This is a genomic window from Achromobacter sp. NPDC008082, assembly GCF_042957345.1.
In the GTDB taxonomy this organism is placed as follows: domain Bacteria; phylum Pseudomonadota; class Gammaproteobacteria; order Burkholderiales; family Burkholderiaceae_B; genus Achromobacter; species Achromobacter kerstersii_A.
Window position 1 is genome coordinate 268548 of sequence record NZ_JBIBIB010000006.1, and the last position, 26923, is coordinate 295470.

Sequence of the window (26923 nt, forward strand, 5' to 3'; positions counted from 1 at the left end):
TGGATAACCATCAAGCCGCTTTTTTGTCTTGCTTTGCCTTTCGGCTGAACCGCGATATCGACATGACATCGATACATACCGCGAGTTCTGAATAAGGTGGCGCGCCCGGCAGGATTCGAACCTACGACCCCCTGGTTCGTAGCCAGGTACTCTATCCAGCTGAGCTACGGGCGCTCCGAAAGAGGCGTGTTTATAACATGAAAAAAACACATCACGCAAATCGCCTGGGAAATTCTTGAAATTCCTGGCGCGGTTTTTCGCAACCAGCCATCGCTTGCGCCACATCAAAGGCCAGCGCGCAGGCTGCGCAGTACGCTAAAAAGCACGTAAGCGCCGGAGCAACAGGCCATGGCCAAGAAATTTCCAATGCATCCCAAACACCCCGAACGCGTCTGCTGGGGGTGCGACCAATACTGCGCAATGGACGCCATGAAGTGCGGCAACGGCTCCGACCGAACCATGCACCCCATTGAACTGCTGGGTGACGATTGGGCAAGCGTAGGCGACTGGGGGTTTGACGATGCCGGCAGCGCGCGGGAACAAGCGGCAGCGGCGAATCCGTCGATGGCTTAGCGATCGGCGCTTAACTTACTGCGCCGGCATCCACATTTTGCATGCCACCGAAACTAATCACCGAAACAAGCCACCAAAACAAAAAGGCCTTCGATTCGAGATCAAAGGCCTTTCCATTTTTACTGCTTGTGCGTACTGCATGTATGCCATGCGTGTACTGCTTTTTCTTTGCTGACGCGTTGCAATCACAAGTGATTAAACGCAGTCTTTGGCGCGCCCGGCAGGATTCGAACCTACGACCCCCTGGTTCGTAGCCAGGTACTCTATCCAGCTGAGCTACGGGCGCTCCGACAAAGAGGCAAAATTATATCAGAAAATTTTGCCGCTGTAAGGTCGATGCGGTTGTTTTTTACTTCCGTGTTTTTTTGCGGCTACCGCTGCAATCCACACCCAACAACATCAAACATTCCAGCAATGCAATCTTGGCGCGCCCGGCAGGATTCGAACCTACGACCCCCTGGTTCGTAGCCAGGTACTCTATCCAGCTGAGCTACGGGCGCATCAAAAAGCAAGCCTTGAATAATAGCGTTGTTTCAGAAAACGTGCAAGTCGGGGGATGAAAATATCGCATTGCAGACGCCCCCCTTCGCGCCTGGGTTCAGCTTCACGCTATCCGCATTCAGCTTCACGCTATCCGCATTCAGCTTCACAACATTCGCGCTCAGCTTTCCGACAGCGGATGGTCACACCGATTGAACCTTGTCTCTTTAGCCTAGCGGCCGTTAACGATGCCGGCTGTCATCCGGCGATCTCGCAGCGCAATGACAGTGCGCTGCGCCACCCGCTAGCTGAAGAGCCTCTCTCATGTCTGACAAAGAAAAAAATTCCGGCGCGCCCACCGACGCCACGGATCACGCATCCCCCGTGCGCGCCACGCGCCGCGGCTTTCTGACCGGCATCGCCGCACTCGGCGCCAGCGCCGCCGCGATGGGCGCGCTGTCTGGCTGCTCAAGCGATGATGACAATGACAGCACCCCCAGCACGCCCGCGCCCGCGCCTGATCCCACCCCCACGCCCGCGCCCGATCTGACGAAGCAATTGCGCGACAACGTGAAGACGGTTGTCGTGATCTTTGCCGAGAACCGCAGCTTTAATAATCTGTTCGCGAATTTCCCCGGCGTTGAAAAGCCCTTGTCTGCCGTCACCGCCGCCGACTACACGCAGAACGATCGCGACGGCACGCCGCTGTCCGTGCTGCCGCCCGTGTGGAACGGCATGGTGCCCACGTCGCAGCAGGCCAACCACATCACGTATCAAGTGGATCAGGCCGCGCCCTACATGAACAACCTGGCCAACGCGCCGTTTGCGCTGCTGGGCCCGCAAGGCGAGCCGCTGCCGCAAGGCGTGGTCACGCGTGACTTGTGGCATGTGTTCTATCAGAACCAGATGCAGATCAACGGCGGCAAGAACGACCGCTTCGTCGCGTGGGCAGATTCCGGTGCGCTGGTCATGGGGTACTACAGCGACTCGGCGTACAACCTGCGCCTGTGGAAGCTCGCACAAGAATTCGTGCTGTGCGACAACTTCTTCCAGGGCGCATTCGGCGGCTCGTTCCTGAACCACCAATACCTGGTGGCGGGCCGCCCCCCGTTCTATCCGGATGCCGCGGACTCGGTCGCCAAGACGCAGATCGCGCAGCTGCAAAGCGCCGACCCCACCGACACGCGCCTGCAACCCAAGGCCACGTCGCCCGCCAGCGCGCTTACCGGTATCCCGCAGTTCGGCGCCAGCGCATTGACGCCGGACGGCTACGGGGTGAACACGATGGCCCCGCCCTACTGGCCATCATTCAGCCGCGACACCACCGACCCCACGCTTGCCGACGCGACCAGCCCGCAAACGATGGTGCCGCAATCGCACAGCAACATCGGCGACCTGATGACCGCCAAGGGCCTGGACTGGGCCTGGTACGCCGGCGGCTGGCAGGCCGCGGTCGACTCCACCGCCAGCACCGGCTTTCCGTCGTCGCCCAACTTCCAGGCGCATCACCAGCCCTTCAACTACTTCAAGAGCACCGCGCCCGGCACCGCCGCACGCACCGCGCACCTGCGCGATGGCGGCCTGGGCGATCTGTCGTCCACCAACAAGTTCCTGGCCGACGCCGAAGCCGGCAAGCTGCCGGCGCTGACGTTCTACAAGCCGCAAGGCAACCTGAACATGCACGCAGGATATGCCGATGTGGATTCGGGCGACCGCCACATTGCGCACATCGTCGACAGCCTGAGAAAGAGCGCGCAGTGGGACAACATGGTGGTGGTGATCACCGTGGATGAAAACGGCGGCTGGTGGGACCACGTGGCGCCGCCGCAAGGCGACCGCTGGGGTCCCGGCACGCGCATTCCCGCGCTGGTCGTCTCGCCGTTTGCGAAAAAAGGCACCGTGGATCACACCGTGTACGACACGGGTTCCATCCTGCGCCTGGCGACCCGCGTGTTCGACCTGCCGATGCTGGAAGGCCTGAAGGCCCGTGATGACGCGATGACGGCCCGCGGCCAACAGCCCATGGGAGACCTGACGAATACGCTGCAATTCAGCGCATAAGCAATAGCGACGAAGGCGTGCGCCGCTATGACGCACGCCTTCGATTTTCAGTACAGAACCACCGTCGGCCGCCTGCCTGCGCTGCCGTTCCACGTAATCGGCAAACCGGCCGCCTCGGCCGTGCGAACGATCAGTTCGCCCACGCGCAACATATCTGAATCAGCGCCTTCGGGCGCGCCCCAGAACGCCAGATCCAAACGCCCTTCCCGCTTCGCCCGGTTGCGGTCTTGGCGCGTGTAGAAGCAAAACCCATGCAGGCCTGCCGACGCGCCGCCACGCTCATGAAAAATTTCCGAGCAGTCCGAAAAACCGTCCGACTGCGTCGTGCCCGCATCCTGCAACGCCACCAGGCCCGCTTCCGTCAACGCCTCGAAAAAGCGATCCAGCCGCGCTTGCGCCGCACGCCACTGCGCCGCGCTGAGCTTCACCGGTTCAGGTTCCCATTCGGGTTCTTGCAGCGCCACGCCCGTCAACGCCGACAACAGTTCCTGCACTTCCGGCATCATCGCGTTCACGGTGATGTGATTGCCGTGGCTATCGCTGATGTTCGCGTCGGCCCCGGCGTCGATCAGCAATTGCACCGCATCCGTGCTGGGCGCGAACTCGGCCGCCAGATACAACGCGGTGCGTCCTTCGCGCTGGAATTCCAACGGGCTGCCCGCATCGATCAGCAGCTTCAGCACCGCGAGGTTCGCCGCGATGTCCGTGTCGTTGGCGCCCATGGCCGCCGACTGCAACGCCGTGAAGCCGTAAGCATTGACCGCCGCCGGGTCCGCGCCCGCCGCCAGACACGCGCGCACCCGCTCCACATCACCGCCGCGCGCCGCTTGGAAAATATCGTCACCGTTCAAAAGAGGCTCCCAGAATTAAGCGCCATCGGCGCCGTGCACCAGCATCGCGTAGATCTCCGCAACCCGCTCCACGGATATTCCTTCGCGCTGCTCGACGGCAAGCGGATGGCTGGTCGGTTCCAATTCAATCAGCGGCCGGATACCGCCGTCACGCAAATGCACATGCGTCTTCAGGCTAAGGGTGTCGGGATACGGCGACAGCTGCGTATTCAGCCAGCCAAATAGCGGCGGCGTTTGCGCGCGCTCTGGCGCATCGTACGTGCGCACCCAGGTCTCGTAGCTGGCCAGGCTTACCGACACCCATACGCCCCACACGAACGGCTCGGCATGCCCATGAATGGGAAGCTCGATGCAGCCCCGCACAAAAAAATACTGCTCGTCGATCACGCAGTCATCGCTGCCCAGATCCCCGCGCTGCGGCCGTTCTTCCAGTGCGATGCAGTAATAGCTTTCGGGCGCATCGGCGCCAAAACTCGGCAAGCCGTGGTGAACCTGATTGCAGGTTGCGCAATGAAAAGAGAAATCCATGTCCGGCTTCGAAGTATGTGAGGTGCGGGAAAGCATTATTCTAGTGGCCGCCTTCCACCGCATTCATCCACGCATCGGCCATCATCGTGAAACACCTGTTAGTCACCCTGGACAAGCTGCACGACTTCGATGAAATCATCGATGTGCGTTCGCCGCTTGAATACGCCGATGACCACATCCCCGGCGCCATCAACGCGCCCGTGCTCAGCAACGAAGAACGCGTCGTCGTTGGCACGCTGTACCGCCAGACCTCGCCCTTCGAGGCCTCACGCACCGGCGCCGCGCTTGTCGCCCGCAACATCGCCCAGCACCTGGAAACGACTTTCGCCGATCGGCCGCAAGGCTGGCGCCCGCTGATCTACTGCTGGCGCGGCGGTAAACGATCCGGCTCCATGACGCTGATGTTCAACATGATCGGCTGGCGCGCACGCCAATTGGACGGCGGCTACAAAAGCTACCGCCGCGCCACGCTGGACGCATTGGAAGCCTTGCCCGCCGCGTTGCGATGCGTCGTGCTAGTTGGCCCCACCGGCAGCGGTAAAACGCGCTTGCTGCATGCGCTATCGCAAGCGGGCGCCCAAACGCTGGACCTGGAACAGCTGGCCGCGCATCGGGGCTCATTGCTGGGCGCCCTGCCCGGCATTGCGCAGCCCACGCAAAAGCACTTTGACACGCTGCTCGCCGCACGTCTGCGCACATTCGACACCACGCAACCCGTCTTCATCGAAGCCGAAAGCCGCAAGATCGGCGCCATCGAAATCCCGCCCGCCCTGCTGCACGCGATGCACCAAGGCGCGTGCGTCGATGTCGTCTCCACCCGCGAAGACCGCGCCGCGTTCCTTCAGCAAGACTATGCGCAACTGTTCGAAAACCCCGACTGGCTGAAAGCCCAGCTGCAACGCATGCTCGGCCTGCACAGCCGTGATGTGATCAAAGGCTGGCAACAGATGGTGGACGAGGGCCGCCGCATCGACTTAGCCCGGGAACTGATCGACCACCACTACGACCCCGCCTACACCCGCAGCAGCAACGCACAGTACACGCAGCTGCCGCAAGCCACGACCATGACGTTCAGGCCGAATGATGAGGATGTAGTGGAACAGGCGCGAAAACTGCTATCGGCGCTGCAATGAAAAAAACCCGCAATCGATTTCGCGATTGCGGGTTTTTTAAATTCAGCGCTGGGTGTTTAAGCCAGCGCCGAAGATCTGGCGGAGACGGTGGGATTCGAACCCACGATGCAGTTTTTAGCCACATACTCCCTTAGCAGGGGAGCCCCTTCAGCCTCTCGGGCACGTCTCCGAAAAGAGAACGAGATTCTAGCACGAATTTTTTAGGTGTGTCCCGCAAGTGGGGACATCATGCAAAAAAATCCGTGCCGGAGCCGTTGTCTTTATTCCTTGACGGCCGGCGCCTGGTCCAGGCCGAAGGCCTTGTGCAGTGCGCGCACGCCCAATTCCATGTACTTGTCGTCGATGATGACCGACGTCTTGATTTCGCTGGTGCTGATCATCTGGATGTTGATGCCTTCTTGCGAAAGCGTCTGGAACATCAGGCTGGCGACACCGACGTGCGAACGCATGCCGATACCCACGATCGAGACCTTGGCGACCTTCTCGTCGGTGGACAGTTCGCGCGCGCCCACGGCGGGGATGACTTCGCGCTTGAGCAAGTCCACGGCGCGCGCAAATTCATTGCGGTTCACGGTGAACGAGAAGTCGGTCGTGCCAGCCACGGACTGGTTTTGCACGATCATGTCGACGTCGATATTGGCGGCGGCGACAGGACCCAGGATGGAGAAAGCGATGCCCGGTTTGTCGGGCACGGCCAGCAGGGTGATTTTGGCTTCGTCGCGGCTGAAGGCGATGCCGGAGACAACGGCGGCTTCCATTTTTTCGTCTTCCTCAAAAGTAATCAGCGTGCCCGAGACCATTTCTTCTTCGAGCGGGATGAGCGGGTCGGTCAGCGAGGACAGGACCCGGACCGGTACACGATATTTGCCGGCGAATTCAACCGAGCGGATCTGGAGGACCTTGGAACCCAGCGATGCCATTTCCAGCATTTCCTCGAAGGAAACGACGGCCATGCGGCGCGCTTCAGGCACCACGCGCGGATCGGTCGTGTAGACGCCATCCACGTCGGTGTAGATCAGGCATTCGTCGGCCTTGATGGCGGCCGCCACGGCCACGGCCGAGGTATCCGAACCACCACGGCCCAGCGTCGTGATGTGGCCTTCCGGGTCGATGCCCTGGAAGCCGGTAACGATGACCACGCGGCCCGCGTCGAGATCGCCGCGGATGCGGGCGTCGTCGATGGAGCTGATGCGGGCTTTCGTGAACGACGAATCGGTGCGCACGGGCACTTGCCAACCGGCATAGCTGCGCGCCGGCACGCCTTCGGCCTGCAACGCAATAGCCAGCAAACCGCTGCTGGCCTGCTCGCCGGTGGCGGCGATCATATCGAGTTCGCGGCCGTCGGGCTGGGGCGAAATTTCGCGCGCCAGGCCCAGCAGGCGATTCGTTTCGCCCGCCATTGCCGACGGCACTACAACAACCTGGTGGCCGGCGGCATGCCACTTCGCGACGCGACGCGCCACGTTTCTGATGCGCTCAACCGAGCCCATCGAAGTACCGCCATATTTGTGAACGATCAGGGACATCTCGTACTCTGGCTGGGAACCCGCCGCGGAAGTGGTGACGGGCAAAACCATATATTCTAGCGCGGCGGTAAAAATTTGCTCAATTTGAGGAAATTTATGTTCATTGCGCGGCTATTTTTCTACGGATTCTTTCCGAAACCGCAGTTTTTATCCTCGCGTTTCCACCCAGACACGGCCGCGGTGGCAACGGATGACATGGCCCGCCTGCTCGACGCGCAACTGGCGGTCGTGCCCCAGGCTATGCAATTCGCGCAGTTGGCGCAGCAGGTCGCGCAGGCGCGCATCCGTGGGCATGCGCGCGCCGTTCTGGCTCAGCCAGTGGCGCAACACTTGCGCCTGACGCGGCGCAGACAACTCGCGCCACGCCTTTAACGAAAAACTGGCGCCGTCAGGGCTCGGGTCCAGGCGCGCGAAATCTTCACGCGCCACTTCATCGAGGATCTGCGCCGCTTCGGCCATGTGGCCGGCGTGGCGCGCGACGATGGCGCGCCAGCCGGGCCAGCGGCTGTCCAACACCGGCGCCAGCAATTCGCGCAGCGCGGCGCGGGTGTAGTGAGGGTCGGCGTTGGTGGGGTCTTCTACCGGGCGCCAGCCGCAGGCCGCTTCGACGGCATTGGCGGCTTGCAAAATAACGGCGCGGTCCTGGCCCAGCCACGGACGCAGATACGTCAGGCCGTCGCGCTGAGACACGGGCGCCATCGCCGCCATGCCGGCCAGCCCGGTGCCGCGCAAGAGACGCAGCAACACGGTTTCGGCCTGGTCGTTTCGGTGATGCGCCAGCAACACGTGGGTCACGCCATGCGCCTGCGCCAACTGCGCCAGTGCGGCGTAGCGGGCGTCGCGCGCGGCGGCCTCCACCCCCTTGCCGCCCGCCTCTTGCACCTGCACACGCGCCACGGCGACCGGCAGATTCAGCAAGCGGCCCAGCGCGTTGACGTGATCGCTCCAGGCATCGGCGGCGGCCTGCAAGCCATGGTGGACATGGAACAAGGCCACGCCTACGCCAAGATCATGCGCCGCCGCCGCTGCGTGCACCGCCAGCATGGCCGAGTCGGCGCCGCCACTGAGCGCCACGCCGATGCGCGCGGGACGCTCGGGCAGCGCCAGCAAGGCTTGGCGCAGCGGGGCGGTCAGAGTGGGAACGAGAGGAAGCACTGCGGGTGGCGAAGCCGGCAGCGCGTCTGGTGACGCGCCGGCTTCGGCTCGCCCAGTCTGCCGCCCGGCTTGGGGCGCCGAATGCGACACGCCCGACTCGGCCGCAAGGGGCGTGTCGGGCGTGGGCCGGGCAGTCATGCGAGAGGGCGCGGGGGACGCGGCCGTGGCGCTGGGCATGTCCGCCCGCGCCGCTGCCTGCATCAGGCGCGCACTTCCTGGTAGGCGCCGTAGGACAGCAGGCGTTGCACGCGCTGTTCAACGAGCTGTTCGGGCGTCATGCCTTGCAGTTGGCGCAGGGCGTCGCCCAGCGCGCGGCGCAGCAGGCGGGCCATGACGCGCGGATCGCGATGGGCGCCGCCCACCGGTTCGTTGACGACGCGGTCAACCAGACCCAAGTCTTTCAGGCGCGGGGCGATGATGGCCAGCGCTTCGGCGGCGTCTGGCGCCTTGTCGGCGCTGCGCCACAGAATGGATGCGCAACCTTCGGGCGAGATCACCGCGTAGGTGGCGTATTGCAGCATCAGCACGGCGTTGCCCACGGCAATCGCCAAGGCGCCGCCCGAGCCGCCTTCGCCGATGATCGTGCAGATCACGGGGACTTTGAGCTCGGCCATGGCGTACAGGTTGTGGCCGATGGCTTCGGACTGGCCGCGCTCTTCAGCGCCGATGCCGGGGTAGGCGCCCGGGGTGTCCACGAAGGTGAACACGGGGATGCCGAACTTTTCAGCCAGGCGCATCAGGCGCAGGGCCTTGCGATAGCCTTCGGGACGCGGCATGCCGAAATTTCGGGCGGCGCGTTCCTTGGTGTCGCGGCCTTTCTGATGGCCAATGACCATGCAGGGCGTGCCGTTAAAGCGCGCAAGGCCGCCGATGATGGACTGGTCGTCGGCGTACATGCGGTCGCCGTGCAGCTCATGGAAGTCGGTGAACATTTCGCGCACGTAGTCCAGCGTGTAGGGGCGCTGGGGGTGGCGGGCGACAAGCGCCGTTTGCCACGGCGTGAGCTTGGCGTAGATTTCCTTGGCCAAGGTCTGGCTCTTTTGCTGCAGACGTCCGATTTCGTCGGAGATGTCTACCGCAGAATCGGCCTGCACGTAGCGCAGCTGCTCGATCTTGTTCTCAAGCTCGGCCAGCGGCTGTTCAAATTCCAGAAATGTATTGCGCATGTAGTGTGGTTCCGTAGATGGGCTGCCTGGTGTGCATCAGTATTGAACCGGCGTCGGTTCCAGACTGCGCCACAAGTACCAGGTCGCCACGGTACGCCAGGGTTGCCACGCCAGCGAGACTTCGCGAGCCTCGAAGCGCGAGACAGGCTCGCCACTGAAATAATGTAGCGAGATTGCTTTGAGCAACCCGGGATCATCCAGCGGCAGAACGTCAGGCCGCTGTAGATTGAAAATCAAAAACATCTCCGCCGTCCAGCGCCCAATGCCCCGGATGGCGACTAATTCAGAAATAACGGCCTCGTCGTCCATGGCCGCCCATTTCTCGGGATGCACCCGGCGTTCGCCGAAGTGCACCGCCAGATCCAGCACGTATTCGGCTTTGCGCTGAGACAGGCCGGCTTTGCGCAGCCCGTCCACCCCCACACGCAGCACGGCTACGGGCGTCGGGCGCTTGCCCACCGCTTCGATGAATTTGGTCCAGACCGCGTCGGCCGCCTTGGCGGAGACCTGCTGGCCGATGATCGCGCGCGCCAGCGTAATGAATGGCGTGCCGCGCGAGGTCAGCCAGACCTCGGGGTGCTGGGGTATGACTTTTTTCAGGATGCGGTCGCGCCGCATCAGATGGGCGACGGCCGCTTCCCAATACTCAGGCTTGGGAACGTCGATTTCAGCGGTGGACATGTCGGGGGTATCCACTGGGCTCACGCCCGCCGCCATTGCGTCAAGCCGCCCGGCTTGTCGTCGAGTTCGATACCCGCCTCGCGCAGTTCGGCGCGGATGCGGTCGGCTTCGGCGAAGTTGCGGGCCGCCTTGGCGGCCGCGCGCGCGTCGATCAGCGACTGGATGGCGTCGGCGTCAAGCGTGGCGCGCGGGCCTTGCTCGATGGCCGCGGCCGAATAGCGGGTGGGCGACTGGAAGTACGTGGCCGGATCTTGTTGCAGCAGGCCCAGCAGCGACGCCAGGGCCTTCAGCTGGCCGGCGCTGCGTGCGCGCTTTTCGCGATTGGCTTCGGACGCCAGTTCGAACAGGGCCGCGATGGCGCCCGAGCTGTTGAAGTCGTCGTCCATGGCGGCCTTGAAGGCCTGGGCCTGGGGCTCGTTCCAGTCGATGCCTTGATCGTCGGCAGGCACGTTCTGCAAAGCCTGGTACAGACGGTCCAGCGCGTTTTGCGCGTCGATCAGGTTGTCGGGCGTGTAGTTCTGCGAGCTGCGATAGTGGTTGCGCACAATGAAGAAGCGCACCATTTCGGCTTCGCGCGGGTTAACGCGGTAGTTGGCGTCGTCAGCGGCCGGGTCACCCAGCGCCACGGTCTGGCGGATGGTGCGGAAGTTGCCCAGCGACTTGGACATCTTGTCCGAATCCACCATGAGCGGGCCGCAGTGCATCCAGATGTTGGCCAGCGTGCCGCCGAAGGCGCCTTCGGTCTGAGCGATTTCGTTTTCGTGGTGCGGGAACTTCAGGTCAGGACCGCCGCCGTGGATGTCCAGGGGCAGGCCCAGCAGCGATTTGCTCATCGCCGAGCATTCAATGTGCCAGCCCGGGCGGCCCATGCCGTAGGGCGATTCCCACTTGGTGTCGTCGGGTTCGTCGGCCTTGGCCGATTTCCACAAGACGAAGTCCAGCGGGTCGCGCTTGGCCGAGCCCACGGCGACGCGTTCACCGGCGCGCAGGTCGTCCAGCGTCTTGCCGGAAAGCTTGCCGTAGCCGGGAAAGCCGCGCACGGCGTAGTTCACGTCGCCGTCGTCAGCCTGGTAGGCCAGGCCGTTTTGCTCAAGCTTGCCGATGATGTCCAGCATGTCGCCCACGTATTGGGTGGCGCGCGGTTCGCGGTCGGGCGATTCCACGCCCAGCGCGCGTTCGTCGGCGTGCATGGCGGCGATGTAGAACTCGGTGACGTCACCGATGCGGCGGTTGGTTTCAACGGCGCGGCGGATGATCTTGTCATCGATGTCGGTGATGTTGCGCACGTAGTCCACGGCCAGGCCGCTTGCGCGCAGCCAGCGCTGCACGACGTCAAACGACACCAGCATGCGGGCGTGGCCCAGATGGCAGAAGTCATACACGGTCATGCCACACACGTACATGCGCACCTGACCAGCCTGGGCCGGTTTGAACGGTTCTTTGGTACGCGATAACGTGTTGTAGATTTGCAGCATGGCGCTTATGGATTCGTCTAAATATTCCGTGGCGGATTCGGAAAGTTGCTCGCGAAGGACAATACCTTCGAAGCGTGCCGCCTGCCCCCGATCAAGCCCGTGGCATGATCAGCCGGATTCAGCCTTGCTTTCAGGCTCCGCAATCGGCCCGGCGCCGACCCCGGCCTGGTCGCTATACGCGTTGTCACACGAGGTCTCGGACCCAATGCCGAACCAAAAACGCAACCGGGGCTAAAATGGCGGTCGTCAAGTATAGCAAGCGGCCCGGTCGCGCGCGTAAGTGCGGCTCGGCCACGACTTTTAACGGATAACCTACGTGACTATCAAGCCGCGTTTTTGTGTCGCCCTGCTCGCCCTGGCTTTGGCCGGCGCGCCGGTTGCTACCGCCCTTGCCCAGTCCATGGCCGGCGGCTCGGGGGCCAACCCCAACGCCACCCGGACCACGCTGGACCCCATCCCGCCCGAAGGCGGCTGGGACGGCCTGGCCAATCTGCTGGAAGCCGTCAAGCCGGGCGTGGATACGCGGCTTACGCCGTCGGCCTCGCAGATTACCGGCCGCATTGAAATGCTGTTGAATCGCGGCGATAACGAAGAAGCGCTGGCGATGATTGAAAAGCGCGAAGCGCAAATCAAAGATCAGCGCGGCACCGATGTGCAGCTGATGTTCCAGCACGCGCGCGCGCTGGCCGCCCTGAACCGCACGGGCGAAGCCATCGATATCTACACTGACATGACGACGCGTTTCCCCGAGCTGCCGGAACCTTGGAACAACCTGGCCGCTCTATATGCCAGCCGCGGAGAACTTGAAAAAGCGCAAGATGCCCTGCAAATGGCATTGCGCGCCGACCCGGGTTACGCCGCCGCCCGCGCCAATCTGGGCGATCTGCAACTTCTGCAGGCAATGCAAACCTACAAAAAGGCCGCCCGCGATGGCGTGCCGGGCATGCAGGACAAAGCCCGCGAAGTCGAAACCATGCTGAAGGATAAACAAGGCAAATGATGTCCCGATACTCTCCTTTCCACCTGCTGCGCCTGACGGCGTGCTCGTTCGCGCTGGCCGCATTTGCCCCAGCCCTCGTCAGCGCCGCCCCTGCGGCCACCTCTTCCACCTCCACTTCTGAAGGCACAAAAGCCATGAGCACCAATCCCCGCGTCAAGCTCGTCACGAACCAAGGCGACATGGTCATCACCCTGGACGCCGCCAAGGCGCCCAAGACCGTCGAAAACTTCCTGACCTACGTCAAGGAAGGTTTCTACAACGGCACGGTGTTCCATCGCGTGATCGACGGCTTCATGATCCAAGGCGGCGGCTTCGAACCCGGCATGAAGCAAAAGCAAACCCATGCCCCGATCGAAAACGAAGCCAACAATGGCCTGAAGAACGACAAGTACACGTTGGCGATGGCTCGCACCAGCGACCCGCACTCGGCCACCGCCCAGTTCTTCATCAACGTGTCGAACAATGACTTCCTGAACTTCACGTCGCCCACGCCGAACGGCTGGGGCTACGCCGTGTTTGGCACCATCACCGAAGGCACCGACGTCGTTGAGAAGATCAAGGGCGTGAAGACCGGCAACAAGGGCTTCCACCAGAACGTGCCGAACGAAGACGTGATCATCGAGAAGGCCGAAGTTCTTGAATAAGATTGCCCTGTCCGGTCCGATCTGGCTGGCGTCCGACCTGCATCTGGGGCCGGCCACGCCGGCTACCTCGGAGGCCTTTCTGGCCTTTTTGCTGGCCGCACAAGAAGACGCTGCCGCCCTGCTGCTGCCGGGCGACATCTTCGATGCCTGGATTGGCGACGACGTGATCCGCGCCGCACCGCCGTGGCTTGCCACGGTGTTGACGGCGCTGCGCGATACCGCCGCACGCATTCCGGTGTGGCTGGGCCGCGGCAACCGCGACTTCCTCATCGGCCAAGAGCTGGCCGATGCGGTGGGCGCCAAGCTGCTGCCGGAACCCGCCCTGCTGGAAACCGATTTCGGCCAGGTGCTGCTGACGCACGGCGACGAGTTCTGTACGGACGACGCCGCGTATCAACAGTTCCGCAAGATGGTCCGCAATCCGCAGTGGCAGGCCGAGTTCCTGGCCAAGACCATTCCTGAACGGCTGGCGATGGCGCAGCAGGCCCGCGGCGAAAGCCAGGCGGCCAACCAGACGAAGTCCATGGAAATCATGGACGTCAATGGCGCGGCGGTTGACGCCATCTTCCGCGAGACCGGCGTGCGCGTGCTGGTGCATGGCCACACGCACCGCCCTGCCCGCCACGTGCTGGATATCGACGGCAAGAAGCACGAACGCTGGGTGCTGCCCGACTGGGACTTCGACCACGTGTCGCCCCCGCGCGGCGGCTGGCTGGTCATCGACCAGGACGGCCTGGAGTTCTACGACCTGGAAACGGAATCGTAAGACGCCAGCCCCGGCCGCAAGACGGCGTCGGGACGGCCTGGCCGGCACGCCAAAGAAAAGAGCCTCGCACACTGCGAGGCTCTTTTCTTTGGCGTGCAGCGCCAAGGGCTTAGCGCGTGAAGATCCAGGCTGCGACCACCGCGCCGAACACGATGCGATACCAGGCGAACACGCGGTACGTGTGGTTGGCCACAAAGCGCAGCACCGCGCGCACCACGACCATGGCGCTCAGGAAGGCGGCGATAAAGCCCACGGCAATGCCGGACAGGTCGTGCTGAGTCAGCGCGCCGAAGTTCTTGTACATGTCGAACACGGCCGCGCCCAGCATCGTGGGCATGGCCAGGAAGAACGAGAACTCGGTGGCGGTCTTGCGCTGGATGCCGGCGATCATGCCGCCGATGATGGTGGCGCCCGAACGTGACGTGCCGGGAATCATCGCAAAACACTGCGCCACGCCTACGCCCAGCGCCTGCTTCCAGCTGATTTGCTCCAGCGTGTACGCGGAAGCCCGTTCGTCCGATGCCGTGTCGTCCGCCGCGCCTGGCTTGTCGCCCGGCGTGTGGTGCGTCTTGCGTTCGACATACAGCATGATCAGGCCGCCCAGCACCAGCGTCACCACCACCACGCCGGGGTGATAGAACACCGACTTAATGGTCTTGATGAAGATGGCGCCGATGACGGCCGCGGGCAGGAACGCGATGATCAGGTTGCGGGCGAAGGCCACTTCGCTTGGCACGCCGGTCAGCGCGCCGCGAATCAGCTGCATCAGCCGCGCGCGGAACACCCACATGACGGCCAGGATGGAACCCAGCTGGATGACGACTTCGAACACCTTGCCGTCGCCGGATTGGAAGTTGATCCAGTCGCCCACCAGGATCAGGTGGCCGGTGCTGGAGACGGGAATGAATTCCGTCAGGCCTTCAAGAATGCCGAGGATGAAAGCCTTGATCAGATAGAGCGCGTTTTCAGTCACGATGCGTGGGCGGTCCTGGTTAGTCGTTGGCTAAAGAGGCTTCGTCGGACAACATTTCCTGGGGCCGTTTTTCGACGCGCACCAGCGCGATTCGGCGGCCATCCATTTCCAGGACTTCGAAGCGGAAATGCTGATGATGGATTTCGTATTCGCAGACGTCGCCGGGCTTGGGCAGGTGGCCAAAGCGCGACAGCAGGTAGCCGGCCAGCGTCGAGAAGTCTTGCGCGTCGTCGACCAGCCCTTCGGTTTCCAGCACCTGTTCAACGTGGTGCAGGTCGGCTGCGCCGTCGATCTTCCAGGTGTTGTCGCCGTCTGCCACGATGTCGGGCAGTTCGTCTTCGTCGGGGAATTCGCCGGCAATGGCTTCGAAAACATCGATGGGCGTGACCAGGCCTTCGATGGCGCCGAATTCGTCGGCCACCAGCACGAGCTGGCCGCGCGAACGCTTGAGCGTGTCCATCAGGCGCAGGATGCCGATGGACTCGTGCACGATGATCGGGTCGCGCAGGCGGTTGCGGCGCACGCGGCCTTCGGTGATCAGGTCGGCCACCAGGTCCTTGGCGCGGGCAATGCCCAGCACTTCATCCAGCGAGCCGCGGCAGACCGGGAAAAAGCTGTGCGGGGCTTCGGTCAGTTGGCGGCGGATGAGTTCGGGATCGTCGTCGATGTTGATCCACGACACATCCGTGCGCGGCGTCATGATCGACCGGATGGAGCGTTCGGCCAGCGTCAGCACGCCGCTGACCATGTTGCGTTCTTCAACGCCGAAGGCCGGCATGGACGGGCCATCCGCGTTGGGCAGATCGGGTTCGTCGCTGGCAGGCGGACGCTTGCCCAGCATGCGCAGCACCGCCGAGGCGGTGCGCTCACGCATCGGACGGCCGCCGTCAAGCTTGAGCAGGTTGCGGCGCGCGACCTGGTTCAACGCTTCGATAGCCACCGAGAAACCAATGGCGGCGTACAGATAGCCCTTGGGCACCTTGAAGCCGAACGCTTCCGCCAGCAGCGAGAAGCCGATCATCAGCAAAAAGCCCAGGCACAGCACCACGACGGTGGGGTGCGCGTTGACGAAGCGCGTCAGGGGCTTGGACGCCAGCAGCATGATGCCGATGGCGATGACGACGGCAATCATCATGATGGCCAGGTGGTCGACCATGCCCACCGCGGTGATGACCGAGTCCAGCGAGAACACCGCGTCCAGCACCACGATCTGCGTCACGATGACCCAGAAGCTGGCGTACACGCGCGGGCCTGACGAGCCGGCATGCTGCCCGCCCTCCAGGCGCTCGTGCAGCTCCATGGTGCCCTTGAACAGCAGGAATAGACCGCCCACCATCAGGATCAGGTCGCGCCCGGAAGGCGACACGGGTCCGACGGTAAACAAGGGGGTGGTCAAGGTGACGAGCCACGACATGACGGACAAGAGGCCCAGGCGCATGATCAGCGCGAGGCTCAGCCCCATGATGCGCGCGCGGTCGCGTTGCGCAGGGGGAAGTTTGTCCGCCAGGATGGCGATGAAAATCAGGTTATCAATGCCCAGGACGATCTCAAGGACGACCAGGGTAAGCAAGCCGACCCACGCTGCGGGGTCTAGCAGCCACTCCATCAGGAGCTCCAGAAGTTACACGACCGGTAATCGTACATGGAAAATTCGTGACATGCCGGTGACACGCCCCCGTCCGTATGCCTGATGGCCATTGGTTTTGCGCCAGATGCAGGGGTTGCATCGGGGTTGCATTGCGCTTAGCCCAACCGTGCGCGCAAAGAAAAACCGGCCCGAAGGCCGGTCTTGCAGAACGCCGGATCGGCGCTGGGAATCAGGCAGCCGACGGCGGGTTCAGCGACGTCAGCATCTGCGTGAAGATCTTCGGGCTGGCGGCCAGCACGTTGCCGCTGTCCATCCAGCCTTGTTCGCCGTCGAAGTCGGCGATCAGGCCGCCGGCTTCCAGAACCATCAGGCTGCCGGCCGCCAGGTCCCAGGGCTTCAAGCCCACGCCGCAGAAGCCGTCCAGGCGGCCGCTGGCCACGTAGGCCAGGTCCAGCACGGTGGAACCCATGCGGCGCACACCGGTGACGTTTTCAGCCATATGGCGGAAACGCTGCGAACCCTGTTCCAGGTCGCCGGCGTTGGGCCAGTGCGCGCCCAGCAGCGCTTCGTGATAGCGGGTGCGGCCCGAGACGCGCACGCGGCGGTCGTTCAGGAAGGTGCCGCTGCCACGGCTGGCCGTGAACAGTTCGTTGCGCGACGGGTCATAGATGACCGCTTGCGTGACCTGGCCGCGCTGCGTCAGCGCGATGGACACGGCGTAGTTGGGCAGGCCGTGGATGAAGTTCGTGGTGCCGTCCAGGGGATCGATGATCCACTGGAATTCAGCCTGGTCGGGACCTTGCAGCCCGAATTCCTCGCCCAGCACGGCATGGTCCGGGTAAGCGGCATGCAGTGTCTCGACGATGGACTCCTCGGCGGCGCGATCGACTTCCGTGACATAATCGCGCGGCCCCTTGCGAGCCACGCTGAGTCGTTCCAAATCCATGCTGGCACGGTTGATAATGGTGCCGGCACGCCGGGCCGCCTTGATGGCGATGTTGAGCATCGGGTGCATAAAATTCCGTACGTATGCGGTGGGTTCGCGTGATGGTTGGCCACTTGCCGCCCCCGGGTCCGTCGTTGCCCCAACCGGGGAAATCGACCCAAAAAACCAGGAAGGCGCGTAGCCAAACGTGCCATTTTAAATGACTCAAGCATTTTCACGTGTTCGCTTCGTTATGGTGAACCCCAGCCACCCCGGAAACGTCGGTTCGGCGGCCCGCGCCATCAAGACGATGGGCTTCTCGGAACTGGTTCTGGTGGAGCCAAAGTTTCCAGATGTAACTAGCCAGCCGGAGGCCGTCGCCTTGGCCAGCGGCGCGCTGGATGTGCTGGAAAATGCCCGCATCTACCCGACTCTGGAAGACGCACTGGCGCCCGTCACCCTGGCCTTTGCACTGACCGCCCGCGTGCGCGACCTTGGCCCCCCGCCCTGCGACATCCGCCAGGCGGCTGACCTGGCCTGCGCCCACCTGACCGAAACGTCCGAGGGCGTGGCCGCGGTGGTGCTGGGCACCGAACGCGCCGGGCTGACCAATGCCCAGATCGCCCTGTGCCATCGCATCTGCCACATCCCCGCCAACCCCGAGTACAGCTCGCTGAACGTCGCCCAGGCCCTGCAATTGGCGGCCTGGGAGCTGCGTTACGCGTTGCTGGTCGATGAGGGTGCGGCGCTGCTGCCGGTGTCCACCGCGCAGGAACCGTCGCGTGGCGCTGAACCCGCGTCCAGCGAAGCGGTGCAGGCGTTTCTGGCGCATTGGGAAGAAGCGCTGATCGGCGTGCAGTTCCTGGACCCCGCCCACCCCAAGAAGCTGATGCCGCGCATGCGCCACCTGTTCTCGCGCCCGGCACTCACGCGCGACGAAGTCGACATGATGCGCGGCGTGTGTACCGCCATGCTGGCAACTGCCCGTCGCAGCGGCGGCGCGAAAAAATAAGGACGGGCCTTCGCACCCCGTGCTGGCGAAAAAAAAGGACAGGCCTCGGCCTGTCCTTTTTTTTGGGGATCGCCCCCGGCGGCAAGCCGGCCCGGAGGGCGCGCCCGTCTTGTGCGGCGATCAGTCCACCTTGGCGCCCGAGGCCTTCACCACCGGGGCCCAGCCGTCCACTTCCGACTTGATGAACGCGCCGAATTCGGCCGGCGTCGTCTTCACGCCAACTGCGCCCAGCTTTTCATAGCTGGTCTGAACCGATGCCTTGTCCAGCGCTTGCTGCATGGCGGCGTTCAGCTTATTGATTACTTCCGGCGGCGTGCCGGCCGGGGCCAACAGGCCGAACCACGACGACACGTCGAAGTCGGTAAAGCCCGATTCCTTCATCGTGGGCAGGTCCGGCGCGCTCTTGGAGCGTTCGCTGGTGGTCACGGCCAAGGCGCGCAGCTTGCCCGATTGGGCGTGCGGCCATGCCGACGGCATGTTGTCGAACATGAATTGCACCTGGCCGCCGATCAGGTCGGTCATGGCCGGCGCGCTGCCCTTGTACGGCACGTGCAGGACGTCAATGCCCGCCTTCATCTTGAACAGCTCGCCCGCCATGTGAATGGAGGTGCCGCTGCCCGACGATGCGAACGCCAGCTTGCCCGGGTTCTTCTTGGCGTAGTCGACCAGTTCCTGGACCGACTTCACCGGCACTTGCGGGTTCACGACCAGGATGTTCGGCACCTTGGCGCCCAGCGCCACCGGCGCAAAGTCTTTGGTCAGATCGAACGTGACGTTCTTGTACAGCGATTGGTTGATGGCGCTGGTGACCGCCACGAACAGCAGCGTGTAGCCGTCCGGCGCGGCGCGTTGCACCTGGTCGGTGGCGATGTTGCTGCCGGCGCCCGGCTTGTTTTCAACCACGAACGATTGGCCCAGGCTCTCGGTGAGTTCCTTGGCCATGATGCGGGCGATCACGTCGGTGGTGCCACCGGCGGAAAAACCGACCACGATGCGGACAGGTTTGTCAGGGTAGGCAGCATGGGCGGAACCCATGGCGAATGCGCTTGCGGCGGTGGCCAGAAGGGTGGCGGCAAAACGCCGCAGTCCAGGCTTGTGACCTGTAGTCATAGTGTCTCCGTGCAGGTACTGTCCATTGAATGGACGATTTGAATTATTGGATGACGCATTTTGAGCTATACACGGCGGGGGCATCAAGGTAGAGTCCACGCTACGGACAATGGTTTTCCCTTGACCGTTTCGGAATAACCCAAAGTTTTCAGAGATTTGCATGCAAGACAGTGATGCCGCGGCCGCAGGCCCACGCACGTTGCGGCGGGGCCTGGCCGTTCTGGCCGCCCTGCGCGATCAAGGGCCCGATGGCCTCAGCGTGACGGATATTGCCCGCCTGACGGGCATACAGCGCCCCACCATCTACCGATTGCTGGCCGCCCTGCTCGACGCGGGTTTGGTGCTGCCGGTGACGGGCACCAAGAAATACCGCGCGCAACTGGCGGTGGACCCGGACACGCGTTCGCGCGATCCGCGGGTGCGCCAACTGCTGCCCGTGCTGCGCCGCCTGGCCGACCGCACCGGTGACGCCGTCTTCCTGGTGGTGCGCGACGAGGACGACTCGATCAGCCTGCATCGCGAAATCGGCAGCTACCCCGTGCAGATTCTGGCCACTTACGCCGGCAAGCGTCAGCCGCTGGGCGTGGGGTCCGGCGGGATGGCGCTGCTGGCGGCGCTGCCGGATGACATCGCGCGCAGCATCGTCGAACGCAACTCGGGACGGCTGGACGAGTACGGCGGCATGACGCCGCAGGAAATGTACCGGCTGATCGAAAACACCCGCGCGCGCGGCTATTCGGTGGTGGGCAACCACGCCGTGCGCGGCGCGCTGGGCGTGGGTTGCGCGCTGCTGGACACGCAAGGCCAGCCGCTGCTGGCGGTCAGCGTCACCGCCATCATCGACCGCATGCCGGCCCAGCGCCAACGCGAAATCGCGGGCTGGATCAAGTCAGAACTGGCACGGCTGGCGGTGCAGGCCTGATCGAAATGGCCGCGCCGCCTGCCAGTCAGGCGACGGGCATAAGACGGCGAACATAAGACGACGAACATAAGACGGCGAACATCGGACAGCCAACATAACGCAGCGAACATAACGCAGCGAACAAAAACAACGGGCGCCCGATTAAAGGCGCCCGTTGTCTTATTGGCGATACCCGCTAGGATCAGGTTGCCGCCCCACCCGAGGCCGCGTCGGCCTTGCCTGCCACCTTGGGGTTTTGAATTTCGCGCACCGGAATCGGCGGCTGGAAACCGGCCGCTTCCAGCGATGTGCGAATCTGCTGGTACAGGCCCCAACGCAGGTCCCAGTACTTGCCCGCCTCGGCCCACACGCGCACGTTCACGATGACGCCGTTTTCCTTGTACTCAAACACCTTCACCTGCGGCTCGGGGTCTTTCAGCGCATCGGGACGCGACGCCACGATTTCCTTCAGCTTCGCCAGCACCAGTTCCAGATCATCGCCATAGCGCACCGGCACCGGGATATCCAGACGGCGCGTCGGGTTGCGGCTGTAGTTGGTGATGGTGGCGTTCCAAACGGTGCTGTTGGGCAGCGTCAGGTGGATGCCATCGCCCTGCACCAACCGGGTCAGGAACAAGCCCACTTCGGCCACCGTGCCATCCGCGCCCGAGCTCAGCGCGATGTACTCGCCCGCGCGTATGGGGCGCAGCATTAGCAGCATGATGCCCGCGGCGATGTTTTGCAGCGTGCCTTGCAAGGCCAAACCCACGGCCAGGCCGGCGGCGCCCAGCACGGCGATGAGGCTGGCCGTTTGCACGCCGAAGCGCGCCAGCACCGCAATGATCGTGAAGATGCGCACCGCCCAGACGACCGTGGTGTAGAACATCGGCACGATGGTCGGATCGATCTTGCTGGACCGCGTAGACGCCCGTCGAACCCAACTGCCCAGCAGTGACGATATCCACCAACCCGCGATCAGGATAAGCAGGGCCACCAACAAATTGATGCCCATATCCACGAACCTGGGAGCCCAGGCGTTAAATTCCCTCAAGGCGTCTTCCATGGAATCTCCTGCGAAAAATGACAACCGAAAACTCTATCAGATGAAGAAGTCGCAAAGGGCCGCAATGCGGCCCTGGTATGTCAAGCTTTGTAAGAATACGCCCGATGCGCGGACTGCGGGGGTCAGCTGGGAACGATGCGGAAGTGGTTGTCCCAGGACACCTCGCGCGACGGCGGCAGCACCGGCGCTTCATGGCCGGCGGCATCGGTGCGCAGCATCGCGCCCAGGCCGCTGCTGACCAGAAAGCCCGCCTCAGGCGCAGGCGCCACGCCGCAGCCGTCGGCAAGCGCCGTCGTGCCCAGGCAACGGCCGCTGGCCGTATCCCAATAGATCACCTGCCCGCCTACGGGGCTGGACGTCGCGACGATGCCGCCCGACGCATCCACGGTGACCGAGCCCACGTAGTTGCGCATGTTGCGCAACGTCTCGGCGGGCCCTTCAAACAATTCCAGTTGCGCGCCGCGCCGATGCCGCCCAACCAGCGCGGGGCGGTCGGCCACCGGCCCCATGTACTGACAGCCGAACCACACGCTGCCATCGCCCGCCAGCGCCAGATGCCGGATCGACAGACGATGCAAATCAGGGGCAAGCTCCACCTTTTCCAGCAACTGCCCGCTGGCCGCATCGATGTAGGCCAATGATGGCCGCATCGTGTCCAGGTTCAGCTCCAGCTTGCCGTAATCGGGATGCGTCAGGATGCCGCCGTTGGCCACGCAGAGCGTCTTGCCGTCGGGCATCAGCATCACTTCGTGCGGGCCGATGCCGCCCGTGTCGAACTCGCCTACCCGCCGCCACGCGCCGCCCGGCGAAGCATCGTAAATGCCCAGAACGCCGCGCCCCGCTTCAAAATCGTTTTCGGTGGCGGCCAGCAGCCGCCCCTTTTCCATGAACGCGCCGTGGCCGAAGAAATGCCGCTCGTCCGGCATGGGCAATGCCTGCGGCTCGCCCCCATCGCGCAACGAAAAAGCCAAGGCAAAAAAACCGGGCTGACGGCCGAACACCACGGCGCGCTGGCTCGATGCGTCGATCGCAAAGCTGTGCCCGCGCGCGGGCATGGGCACCACCAGCTTGTCGCGGCCCGCGTCGTCCAGCAGCACCGCTTCATCGCGCCCGCCCCGTTTACGCGCGCTCAGGTACAGCGGGCCGCCATCGGCGGGCAGCACGGCAAGCGCCGCGCCGGGCGACAAGCCCAGCGCCGCAGCCAAGGCCAGAAAGCGGCGGCGGTCAATCACCATCGAGCGCATTGAATCCGATGGTGACGCCCAGCGCCGGGGCCAGGTCCTGGTCGACGATCGCTTTGGCGTTCTTGATGGTCAAGGACGCCAGCTCCAACTGGCGGCGGCCGTCTGCTTCGTTCAGCGCGGCCTCAAGCGGCGCCGGCACCTCCAGCAAGGTCTGCGCAGCGCTTTGCAGCTCACCTTGCACCGACACATCCATCCAGTCGCCCCCCGCCGGCAGCGGATACGCGCCGGCCTGGTAGAACGCCTTCAGGCTGCTCAGGTTCGCCGCCAGCAAACGCGTGGACAACTCACTGCGCCAGAACGCCGCGCGCTTGGGGCGCGCCGCATCTGGTGTTGCGCCCAGCACGGGCAGAATCTTCACGTCGCGCGCGAATTGCAGGCCGGTGGACAAGGCCTTCATGGCTTCCGCCGCCACTTCCTGCGGATCGCGGTACAGGTCGTTAGCCGCTTGCGGCTTGGCGAACTGCCGGCCGAATTCGCCTTGGGGGCTCCAGGCCTGCGCCACGTCGCGCGAGATTCCCGTCACGTTCGCCGTCACCGCGCGGGCATAGCCGCAGGCGTAGGCGAACGTGGGGCCGCCCGTGTTCTTCAGCAACGCCGGTTCGCCGTACAGCACGTATTCCAGCGCGGGCAGGCCCTGCACGGCCACGCTGCGGCCGGCAAGCGCCCCCGGCGCCAGCAGCGCGTCGTCCTTTGCGGCGATCAGTTGCTGCACCTGCCGGGGCATCACGCCGCGCGTGTCGGGCCAGAACGCCAGCCGCTCAAAACGGTTGGCTTGCACCAGCGGGCCAAAGCGCAGAATCTCGACGCCGGACCACGCCAACGCCAGATTCGTGAACGCGTCACCGACACGCGTGGCGCCCGCGGCATCCGGCTTGGCGCACCAACTGCCCAACGCGCCATCCAGCGCCGCCGCGGCATCCACCATCTTGCTGACGGCGGGCCGCGCGTAATCACGCGCCAGGCGTTCGCCCAGGTCGGCGGGCAATTGGGCCTGCGCCGCCAGCGGGGCCGCGCTCAGCAGCACGGCCGCCAACGCGGGTTTGAACACAGGCGGGAAGGATCGGGCCATCACAGCGACTCCAGGAAACGGATGAGGTCTGCGCGTTCTTCCGGCGTCATCGCCACCACGCGGTCACGCGCAGGCTTGCCCGCGCCGCCGTGCCACAGCACGGCTTCCAGCAAGGTGCGGGCGCGCCCGTCGTGCAGCCAGGTAGCGTTGGGGTTCACGGTCTTGGTCAGGCCGATGCCCCACAGCGGCGGGGTGCGCCATTCGCGGCCGTTGGCCTGGCCGTCAGACACGCCATCGGCCAGGTCGTCGCCCATGTCATGCACCAGCATGTCGGTGTATGGCCAAATCAGCTGGAAGCGGTGCTCGGGCTGCTTGGCGTTGCGGCTCGTCACGTACTTGGGCACATGGCAGGCCACGCAATTGGCCTCGTAGAATAGCTTCTTGCCCGCCAGCACCCGCGCGTCGTCGGCATCGCGCCGCGCCGGCACGGCCAGATTGGTGGAATAGATGGTGACGAAGTCCATCAGCTTGGCCGGCACCTCTTCCGGGCCAAAGCGCGGCTGCGCGCCGTGCGGCATGTCCAGACATTGCTTTTGCGCCGGGGTGCAGTCGCCCGAATGCTTCGGGAACATCGGCGTCGACAGCCCCATGTCGTTGGAGAACGCGGCGGCGCTTTGCTGCTCAACCGTGGGCTGACCGGCCTTCAGGTTGAAGCGGCCCAGCGCGCGCGCGCCGGTGCGCGCATCGGTCACCCAGTTGGGTTTGCCTTTGATGCCATCGCGCGTGTCGGCGCCCACGTTGGCCAGGATGTCGGCTTCGTGAATGGATTCCAAGAGGCCCAGGCCAATCATCGGCGGCGCCAGACGCGGCGAAATCTGCGTGTCGGCGCGCATCGGGCCATAGCCCAGGTTCTCGATACGGTAGGTGGGCTTCATCAGCGTGGCGGTTTCGCCACCGTTTAGCGCCACGGGTATGGGTTCGTACTCGATCTCCATGCGGCCTTCGGCCGGCAGGCCCGCCACCGCGAAGTTCTGCAACTGCACGCCGTAAATGGGTTCGGGCAGCTCGGCGATTTCACCCGGGGCCAGTTTGGGATGCCCACGGTCAGGGCCATGCGGCACGGCCAGGCGCAGCAAGAGCGCCACGGCGTCGGTGCGTTCCAAAGGATCGAAACCCGGCACCGTGCCGCGTCCGTCCTTGGTATGACAGGCCTGGCACGACCGGGCGTTAAACAGCGGCCCCAGGCCGTCGGACGCTTGCGTGGAGGCAGGCGCCGACACCCAGTCCTTGCGGAACAGGCCGTTGCCAACCTGGAATTCCTGGCGCCCCTCGAAGCTCATGTTCGCCGACGGCTGCGAAAAGATATCGGCGTTGATGAGCTTGTTGGTGGTGGCCGCGCCCGCCTGCATGGACTCAAAGGTTTCGACCTTCGAGAAATCGCGCGTGGGCGCGGTGATGGCGGTAACGCGTTTTTGATCTTCGGGCGTCAGGTCGTCACGCCCGGCTGGCACGTCGAGTGCGAAGGCGGCGCCGGCGTGAGCCGACGCCGCCAGTACGGCGGCTAATGCGAGTTTCACTTGAATACGGCGTCGGGTTTATCCAGGCTGTCGGAACCTTCGATGGCGACCTTGCCCAGGTCCAGCAGCGTGATCACGCGCTCCAGGCTGCGAGTCTGATCCACCAGGCGGTCGATGGCGGCCTGCACCACCGCGTTGCCTTCCTTGTTGCCGTCGGCAATCATCTGGTCATAGGTTTCGACCGTTTCGGCACGCGTCTTCATCGCCTGCATGGCCGCCACGGTGGCGTCCAGCTTGGCGCGCACTTCAGCGTCCAGCTTCGGGTCCTTGGCCTTGACCAGTTCCGACAGGCTGGCGCCCTTGACTTCCTTGCCGTCGATGCGCGTGTAGGCGCCCAGGTAGACGTTGCGGATGCCGATCTGGTCGTAGTAGTGCGAGTTGTGCGTGTTGTCCGAGAAGCAGTCGTGCTCTTCTTCGGGATCGTGCAGCATCAGGCCGAGCTTCATGCGTTCACCGGCCAGCTCGCCGTACGACAGGCTGCCCAGACCGGTCAGCATGGCGATCAAGCCCGCCTTGGGGTCTTCTTCGACGGCCTTGCGCGCCGCGCCTTCCTTCTTCCAGTTGCCCACCATTTCTTCCAGATCGGTGACCAGCAAGTCCGTCACGGCCTTCAGGAATTCGATGCGGCGCTCGCAGTGGCCGCCCGTGCATTGCTTGGTGTCGAAATCCGTGTGCGGGCGGTTGCCGGAATGGCGCTCTTGCGGCGTGCCCTTGCGGTCGGCGGGCGCCGGGCCGGTGCCGTTCAAGTCCTGGCCCCAGAGCAGGAATTCGATGGCGTGGTAGCCGGTAGCCACGTTGGCTTCGTTGCCGTCGGCTTCGTGCAGCACTTCAGACAGCAGCTGCGGCGTGATCTTGCTGACATCCACCGTCTTGCCGCCCACCGAGATCTTCGAGTTGGCGATGACGTTGACGGCGTAATACGCGTTCTCGTCGTTGTCGGTGCCGTACGAGGCGTCCACGTAGTCGATCAGGCCTTCGTCCAGCGGCCAGGCGTTAACCCGGCCTTCCCAGTCGTCAACGATGGGGTTGCCGAAGCGGTAGGCTTCCGTCTGCTGGTACGGCACGCGAGCGGCCAGCCAGGCTTCGCGGGCGGCCTTCAGCGTGTCGGGGCTGGGCTTGGCGATCAGCGCGTTGATGGCGGTGCGCAGCGTCTTGGCGGCGGTCAGCGAGTCTTCATAGCCCGCCAGCGCCAGATCCGAATAGGTGGCGACGACGGCCTTGGGCTCAACCGCGGCGTGTGCCGTTCCCCCGAATACCGCGGCTGCCAGCACCGCTCCCAAAAGCAACTTGCGCATCAACGTTCTCCCGTAACTTCGAACGGCGACCACCCCCGCGGCGGGCCGTTACGACTTTAATTTGCGGATGAGAGTGTAAACAATTTTCGTTTGATGTTCAGCGATAAGTCAGCTACCTGACGTCTTTTTGAACGTAAAACCTGAGCGATCCCGCGCCACTTCCGTGGCTGGCCCGCTACTATCCCGC

At 64.0% G+C, this 26923-nt stretch carries 24 protein-coding genes and 4 tRNA genes; 8 read left to right on the plus strand and 20 right to left on the minus strand.

The window, feature by feature from the left end; translation table 11 throughout:
* Positions 1-97: 97 nt before the first annotated feature.
* Positions 98-174: transfer RNA gene (locus ACFZAI_RS24770), tRNA-Arg, on the minus strand.
* 174 nt (positions 175-348) lie between these two features.
* On the opposite strand from ACFZAI_RS24770, the gene ACFZAI_RS24775 reads away from it, so the two are divergent.
* The gene (locus ACFZAI_RS24775) at positions 349-573 is read left to right on the plus strand and encodes a DUF3079 domain-containing protein (protein WP_391569421.1); all 225 of its coding nucleotides are present in this window, start codon (positions 349-351) and stop codon (positions 571-573) included.
* 209 nt (positions 574-782) lie between these two features.
* On the opposite strand, the gene ACFZAI_RS24780 is transcribed toward ACFZAI_RS24775, so the two are convergent.
* Together ACFZAI_RS24780 and ACFZAI_RS24785 are read right to left on the minus strand one after the other, a co-directional pair.
* Positions 783-859: transfer RNA gene (locus ACFZAI_RS24780), tRNA-Arg, on the minus strand.
* Positions 860-996: 137 nt separating this feature from the next.
* Positions 997-1073 (minus strand) — tRNA-Arg (locus ACFZAI_RS24785).
* A gap of 304 nt (positions 1074-1377) precedes the next feature.
* On the opposite strand from ACFZAI_RS24785, the gene acpA reads away from it, so the two are divergent.
* Complete coding sequence (acpA, locus tag ACFZAI_RS24790) at positions 1378-3114, plus strand: acid phosphatase (RefSeq protein ID WP_391569422.1); 1737 nt, start codon at positions 1378-1380, stop codon at positions 3112-3114.
* Positions 3115-3161: 47 nt separating this feature from the next.
* Here acpA and ACFZAI_RS24795 read toward each other — a convergent pair whose 3' ends face one another.
* A complete protein-coding gene (locus tag ACFZAI_RS24795; protein WP_391569423.1) occupies positions 3162-3965 on the minus strand; it encodes an ankyrin repeat domain-containing protein in 804 nt (267 codons plus the stop codon).
* Positions 3966-3980: 15 nt separating this feature from the next.
* Positions 3981-4493 (minus strand): DUF2199 domain-containing protein, encoded by a 513-nt coding sequence (locus tag ACFZAI_RS24800; RefSeq protein WP_391569424.1) that lies wholly within the window; start codon positions 4491-4493, stop codon positions 3981-3983.
* Positions 4494-4579: 86 nt separating this feature from the next.
* Here ACFZAI_RS24800 and mnmH point away from each other — a divergent pair, with 86 nt between their 5' ends.
* Positions 4580-5626, plus strand: coding sequence for a tRNA 2-selenouridine(34) synthase MnmH (mnmH, locus tag ACFZAI_RS24805; protein ID WP_391569425.1), 1047 nt, complete (start codon positions 4580-4582; stop codon positions 5624-5626).
* A gap of 76 nt (positions 5627-5702) precedes the next feature.
* Here mnmH and ACFZAI_RS24810 read toward each other — a convergent pair.
* The 6 genes from ACFZAI_RS24810 to cysS form a co-directional block, all read right to left on the minus strand.
* A tRNA-Ser gene (locus tag ACFZAI_RS24810) sits at positions 5703-5795 on the minus strand.
* A 91-nt stretch (positions 5796-5886) separates the two neighbouring features.
* Positions 5887-7152, minus strand: coding sequence for an aspartate kinase (locus ACFZAI_RS24815; protein WP_391569427.1), 1266 nt, complete (start codon positions 7150-7152; stop codon positions 5887-5889).
* Positions 7153-7299: 147 nt separating this feature from the next.
* Positions 7300-8274, minus strand: coding sequence for a tRNA lysidine(34) synthetase TilS (gene tilS / locus ACFZAI_RS24820; RefSeq protein WP_391569714.1), 975 nt, complete (start codon positions 8272-8274; stop codon positions 7300-7302).
* A gap of 233 nt (positions 8275-8507) precedes the next feature.
* The gene (locus ACFZAI_RS24825; RefSeq protein WP_006225512.1) at positions 8508-9473 is read right to left on the minus strand and encodes an acetyl-CoA carboxylase carboxyltransferase subunit alpha; all 966 of its coding nucleotides are present in this window, start codon (positions 9471-9473) and stop codon (positions 8508-8510) included.
* Between the two features lie 36 nt (positions 9474-9509).
* Positions 9510-10154 (minus strand): DNA-3-methyladenine glycosylase, encoded by a 645-nt coding sequence (locus ACFZAI_RS24830; RefSeq protein WP_054426750.1) that lies wholly within the window; start codon positions 10152-10154, stop codon positions 9510-9512.
* Positions 10155-10174: 20 nt separating this feature from the next.
* Positions 10175-11629: a cysteine--tRNA ligase gene (cysS, locus tag ACFZAI_RS24835; protein WP_391569428.1), complete on the minus strand. Its 1455-nt coding sequence runs from the start codon at positions 11627-11629 to the stop codon at positions 10175-10177.
* A gap of 316 nt (positions 11630-11945) precedes the next feature.
* On the opposite strand from cysS, the gene ACFZAI_RS24840 reads away from it, so the two are divergent.
* From ACFZAI_RS24840 to ACFZAI_RS24850, 3 genes are all read left to right on the plus strand, one after another.
* Positions 11946-12629, plus strand: a complete 684-nt coding sequence (locus ACFZAI_RS24840; RefSeq protein ID WP_391569429.1) for a tetratricopeptide repeat protein — start codon at positions 11946-11948, stop codon at positions 12627-12629.
* 134 nt (positions 12630-12763) lie between these two features.
* A complete protein-coding gene (locus ACFZAI_RS24845) occupies positions 12764-13273 on the plus strand; it encodes a peptidylprolyl isomerase (RefSeq protein WP_391569430.1) in 510 nt (169 codons plus the stop codon).
* Positions 13266-14039, plus strand: coding sequence for a UDP-2,3-diacylglucosamine diphosphatase (locus ACFZAI_RS24850; RefSeq protein ID WP_391569431.1), 774 nt, complete (start codon positions 13266-13268; stop codon positions 14037-14039). Before ACFZAI_RS24845 ends, ACFZAI_RS24850 begins: the two co-directional genes overlap by 8 nt.
* Before the next feature lie 109 nt (positions 14040-14148).
* Here ACFZAI_RS24850 and ACFZAI_RS24855 read toward each other — a convergent pair whose 3' ends face one another.
* From ACFZAI_RS24855 to ACFZAI_RS24865, 3 genes are all read right to left on the minus strand, one after another.
* Positions 14149-15012 (minus strand): undecaprenyl-diphosphate phosphatase, encoded by an 864-nt coding sequence (locus ACFZAI_RS24855; protein ID WP_391569432.1) that lies wholly within the window; start codon positions 15010-15012, stop codon positions 14149-14151.
* 19 nt (positions 15013-15031) lie between these two features.
* A complete protein-coding gene (locus ACFZAI_RS24860; RefSeq protein WP_391569433.1) occupies positions 15032-16618 on the minus strand; it encodes a TerC family protein in 1587 nt (528 codons plus the stop codon).
* Positions 16619-16829: 211 nt separating this feature from the next.
* Entirely contained in the window at positions 16830-17615 is a 786-nt protein-coding gene (locus ACFZAI_RS24865; RefSeq protein ID WP_391569434.1) for an inositol monophosphatase family protein, read from the minus strand.
* Positions 17616-17745: 130 nt separating this feature from the next.
* On the opposite strand from ACFZAI_RS24865, the gene ACFZAI_RS24870 reads away from it, so the two are divergent.
* Positions 17746-18537 carry an RNA methyltransferase gene (locus ACFZAI_RS24870; protein ID WP_391569435.1) on the plus strand — a complete coding sequence of 264 codons (792 nt, stop codon included), beginning with the start codon at positions 17746-17748 and terminating at the stop codon, positions 18535-18537.
* 120 nt (positions 18538-18657) lie between these two features.
* Here the strand turns inward: ACFZAI_RS24870 and ACFZAI_RS24875 are convergent, their stop codons facing one another.
* Positions 18658-19647 carry a Bug family tripartite tricarboxylate transporter substrate binding protein gene (locus ACFZAI_RS24875; RefSeq protein ID WP_391569436.1) on the minus strand — a complete coding sequence of 330 codons (990 nt, stop codon included), beginning with the start codon at positions 19645-19647 and terminating at the stop codon, positions 18658-18660.
* Positions 19648-19807: 160 nt separating this feature from the next.
* On the opposite strand from ACFZAI_RS24875, the gene ACFZAI_RS24880 reads away from it, so the two are divergent.
* Complete coding sequence (locus ACFZAI_RS24880) at positions 19808-20569, plus strand: IclR family transcriptional regulator (protein ID WP_054426580.1); 762 nt, start codon at positions 19808-19810, stop codon at positions 20567-20569.
* A gap of 181 nt (positions 20570-20750) precedes the next feature.
* Here the strand turns inward: ACFZAI_RS24880 and ACFZAI_RS24885 are convergent, their stop codons facing one another.
* From ACFZAI_RS24885 to ACFZAI_RS24905, 5 genes are all read right to left on the minus strand, one after another.
* A complete protein-coding gene (locus ACFZAI_RS24885; protein WP_391569437.1) occupies positions 20751-21611 on the minus strand; it encodes a mechanosensitive ion channel family protein in 861 nt (286 codons plus the stop codon).
* 122 nt (positions 21612-21733) lie between these two features.
* The gene (locus ACFZAI_RS24890) at positions 21734-22846 is read right to left on the minus strand and encodes a DUF1513 domain-containing protein (protein WP_391569715.1); all 1113 of its coding nucleotides are present in this window, start codon (positions 22844-22846) and stop codon (positions 21734-21736) included.
* Positions 22836-23924, minus strand: coding sequence for an imelysin family protein (locus ACFZAI_RS24895; protein ID WP_391569438.1), 1089 nt, complete (start codon positions 23922-23924; stop codon positions 22836-22838). The genes ACFZAI_RS24890 and ACFZAI_RS24895 overlap by 11 nt, the downstream gene beginning before the upstream one ends.
* A complete protein-coding gene (locus ACFZAI_RS24900) occupies positions 23924-25441 on the minus strand; it encodes a di-heme oxidoredictase family protein (protein WP_391569439.1) in 1518 nt (505 codons plus the stop codon). Before ACFZAI_RS24900 ends, ACFZAI_RS24895 begins: the two co-directional genes overlap by 1 nt.
* Complete coding sequence (locus tag ACFZAI_RS24905) at positions 25438-26736, minus strand: imelysin family protein (protein ID WP_391569440.1); 1299 nt, start codon at positions 26734-26736, stop codon at positions 25438-25440. The genes ACFZAI_RS24900 and ACFZAI_RS24905 overlap by 4 nt, the downstream gene beginning before the upstream one ends.
* Positions 26737-26923: the final 187 nt, after the last annotated feature.

Coding starts and splice junctions, on each gene's coding strand:
- ACFZAI_RS24775 (WP_391569421.1), top strand. CDS start 349: ATGGCCAAGAAATTTCCAATGCATCCCAAACACCCCGAACGCGTCTGC.
- acpA (WP_391569422.1), top strand. CDS start 1,378: ATGTCTGACAAAGAAAAAAATTCCGGCGCGCCCACCGACGCCACGGAT.
- ACFZAI_RS24800 (WP_391569424.1), bottom strand. CDS start 4,493: ATGGATTTCTCTTTTCATTGCGCAACCTGCAATCAGGTTCACCACGGC.
- ACFZAI_RS24815 (WP_391569427.1), bottom strand. CDS start 7,152: ATGTCCCTGATCGTTCACAAATATGGCGGTACTTCGATGGGCTCGGTT.
- ACFZAI_RS24825 (WP_006225512.1), bottom strand. CDS start 9,473: ATGCGCAATACATTTCTGGAATTTGAACAGCCGCTGGCCGAGCTTGAG.
- ACFZAI_RS24830 (WP_054426750.1), bottom strand. CDS start 10,154: ATGTCCACCGCTGAAATCGACGTTCCCAAGCCTGAGTATTGGGAAGCG.
- cysS (WP_391569428.1), bottom strand. CDS start 11,629: ATGCTGCAAATCTACAACACGTTATCGCGTACCAAAGAACCGTTCAAA.
- ACFZAI_RS24845 (WP_391569430.1), top strand. CDS start 12,764: ATGAGCACCAATCCCCGCGTCAAGCTCGTCACGAACCAAGGCGACATG.
- ACFZAI_RS24860 (WP_391569433.1), bottom strand. CDS start 16,618: ATGGAGTGGCTGCTAGACCCCGCAGCGTGGGTCGGCTTGCTTACCCTG.
- ACFZAI_RS24865 (WP_391569434.1), bottom strand. CDS start 17,615: ATGCACCCGATGCTCAACATCGCCATCAAGGCGGCCCGGCGTGCCGGC.
- ACFZAI_RS24870 (WP_391569435.1), top strand. CDS start 17,746: ATGACTCAAGCATTTTCACGTGTTCGCTTCGTTATGGTGAACCCCAGC.
- ACFZAI_RS24875 (WP_391569436.1), bottom strand. CDS start 19,647: ATGACTACAGGTCACAAGCCTGGACTGCGGCGTTTTGCCGCCACCCTT.
- ACFZAI_RS24880 (WP_054426580.1), top strand. CDS start 19,808: ATGCAAGACAGTGATGCCGCGGCCGCAGGCCCACGCACGTTGCGGCGG.
- ACFZAI_RS24885 (WP_391569437.1), bottom strand. CDS start 21,611: ATGGAAGACGCCTTGAGGGAATTTAACGCCTGGGCTCCCAGGTTCGTG.
- ACFZAI_RS24890 (WP_391569715.1), bottom strand. CDS start 22,846: ATGGTGATTGACCGCCGCCGCTTTCTGGCCTTGGCTGCGGCGCTGGGC.
- ACFZAI_RS24895 (WP_391569438.1), bottom strand. CDS start 23,924: ATGGCCCGATCCTTCCCGCCTGTGTTCAAACCCGCGTTGGCGGCCGTG.
- ACFZAI_RS24905 (WP_391569440.1), bottom strand. CDS start 26,736: ATGCGCAAGTTGCTTTTGGGAGCGGTGCTGGCAGCCGCGGTATTCGGG.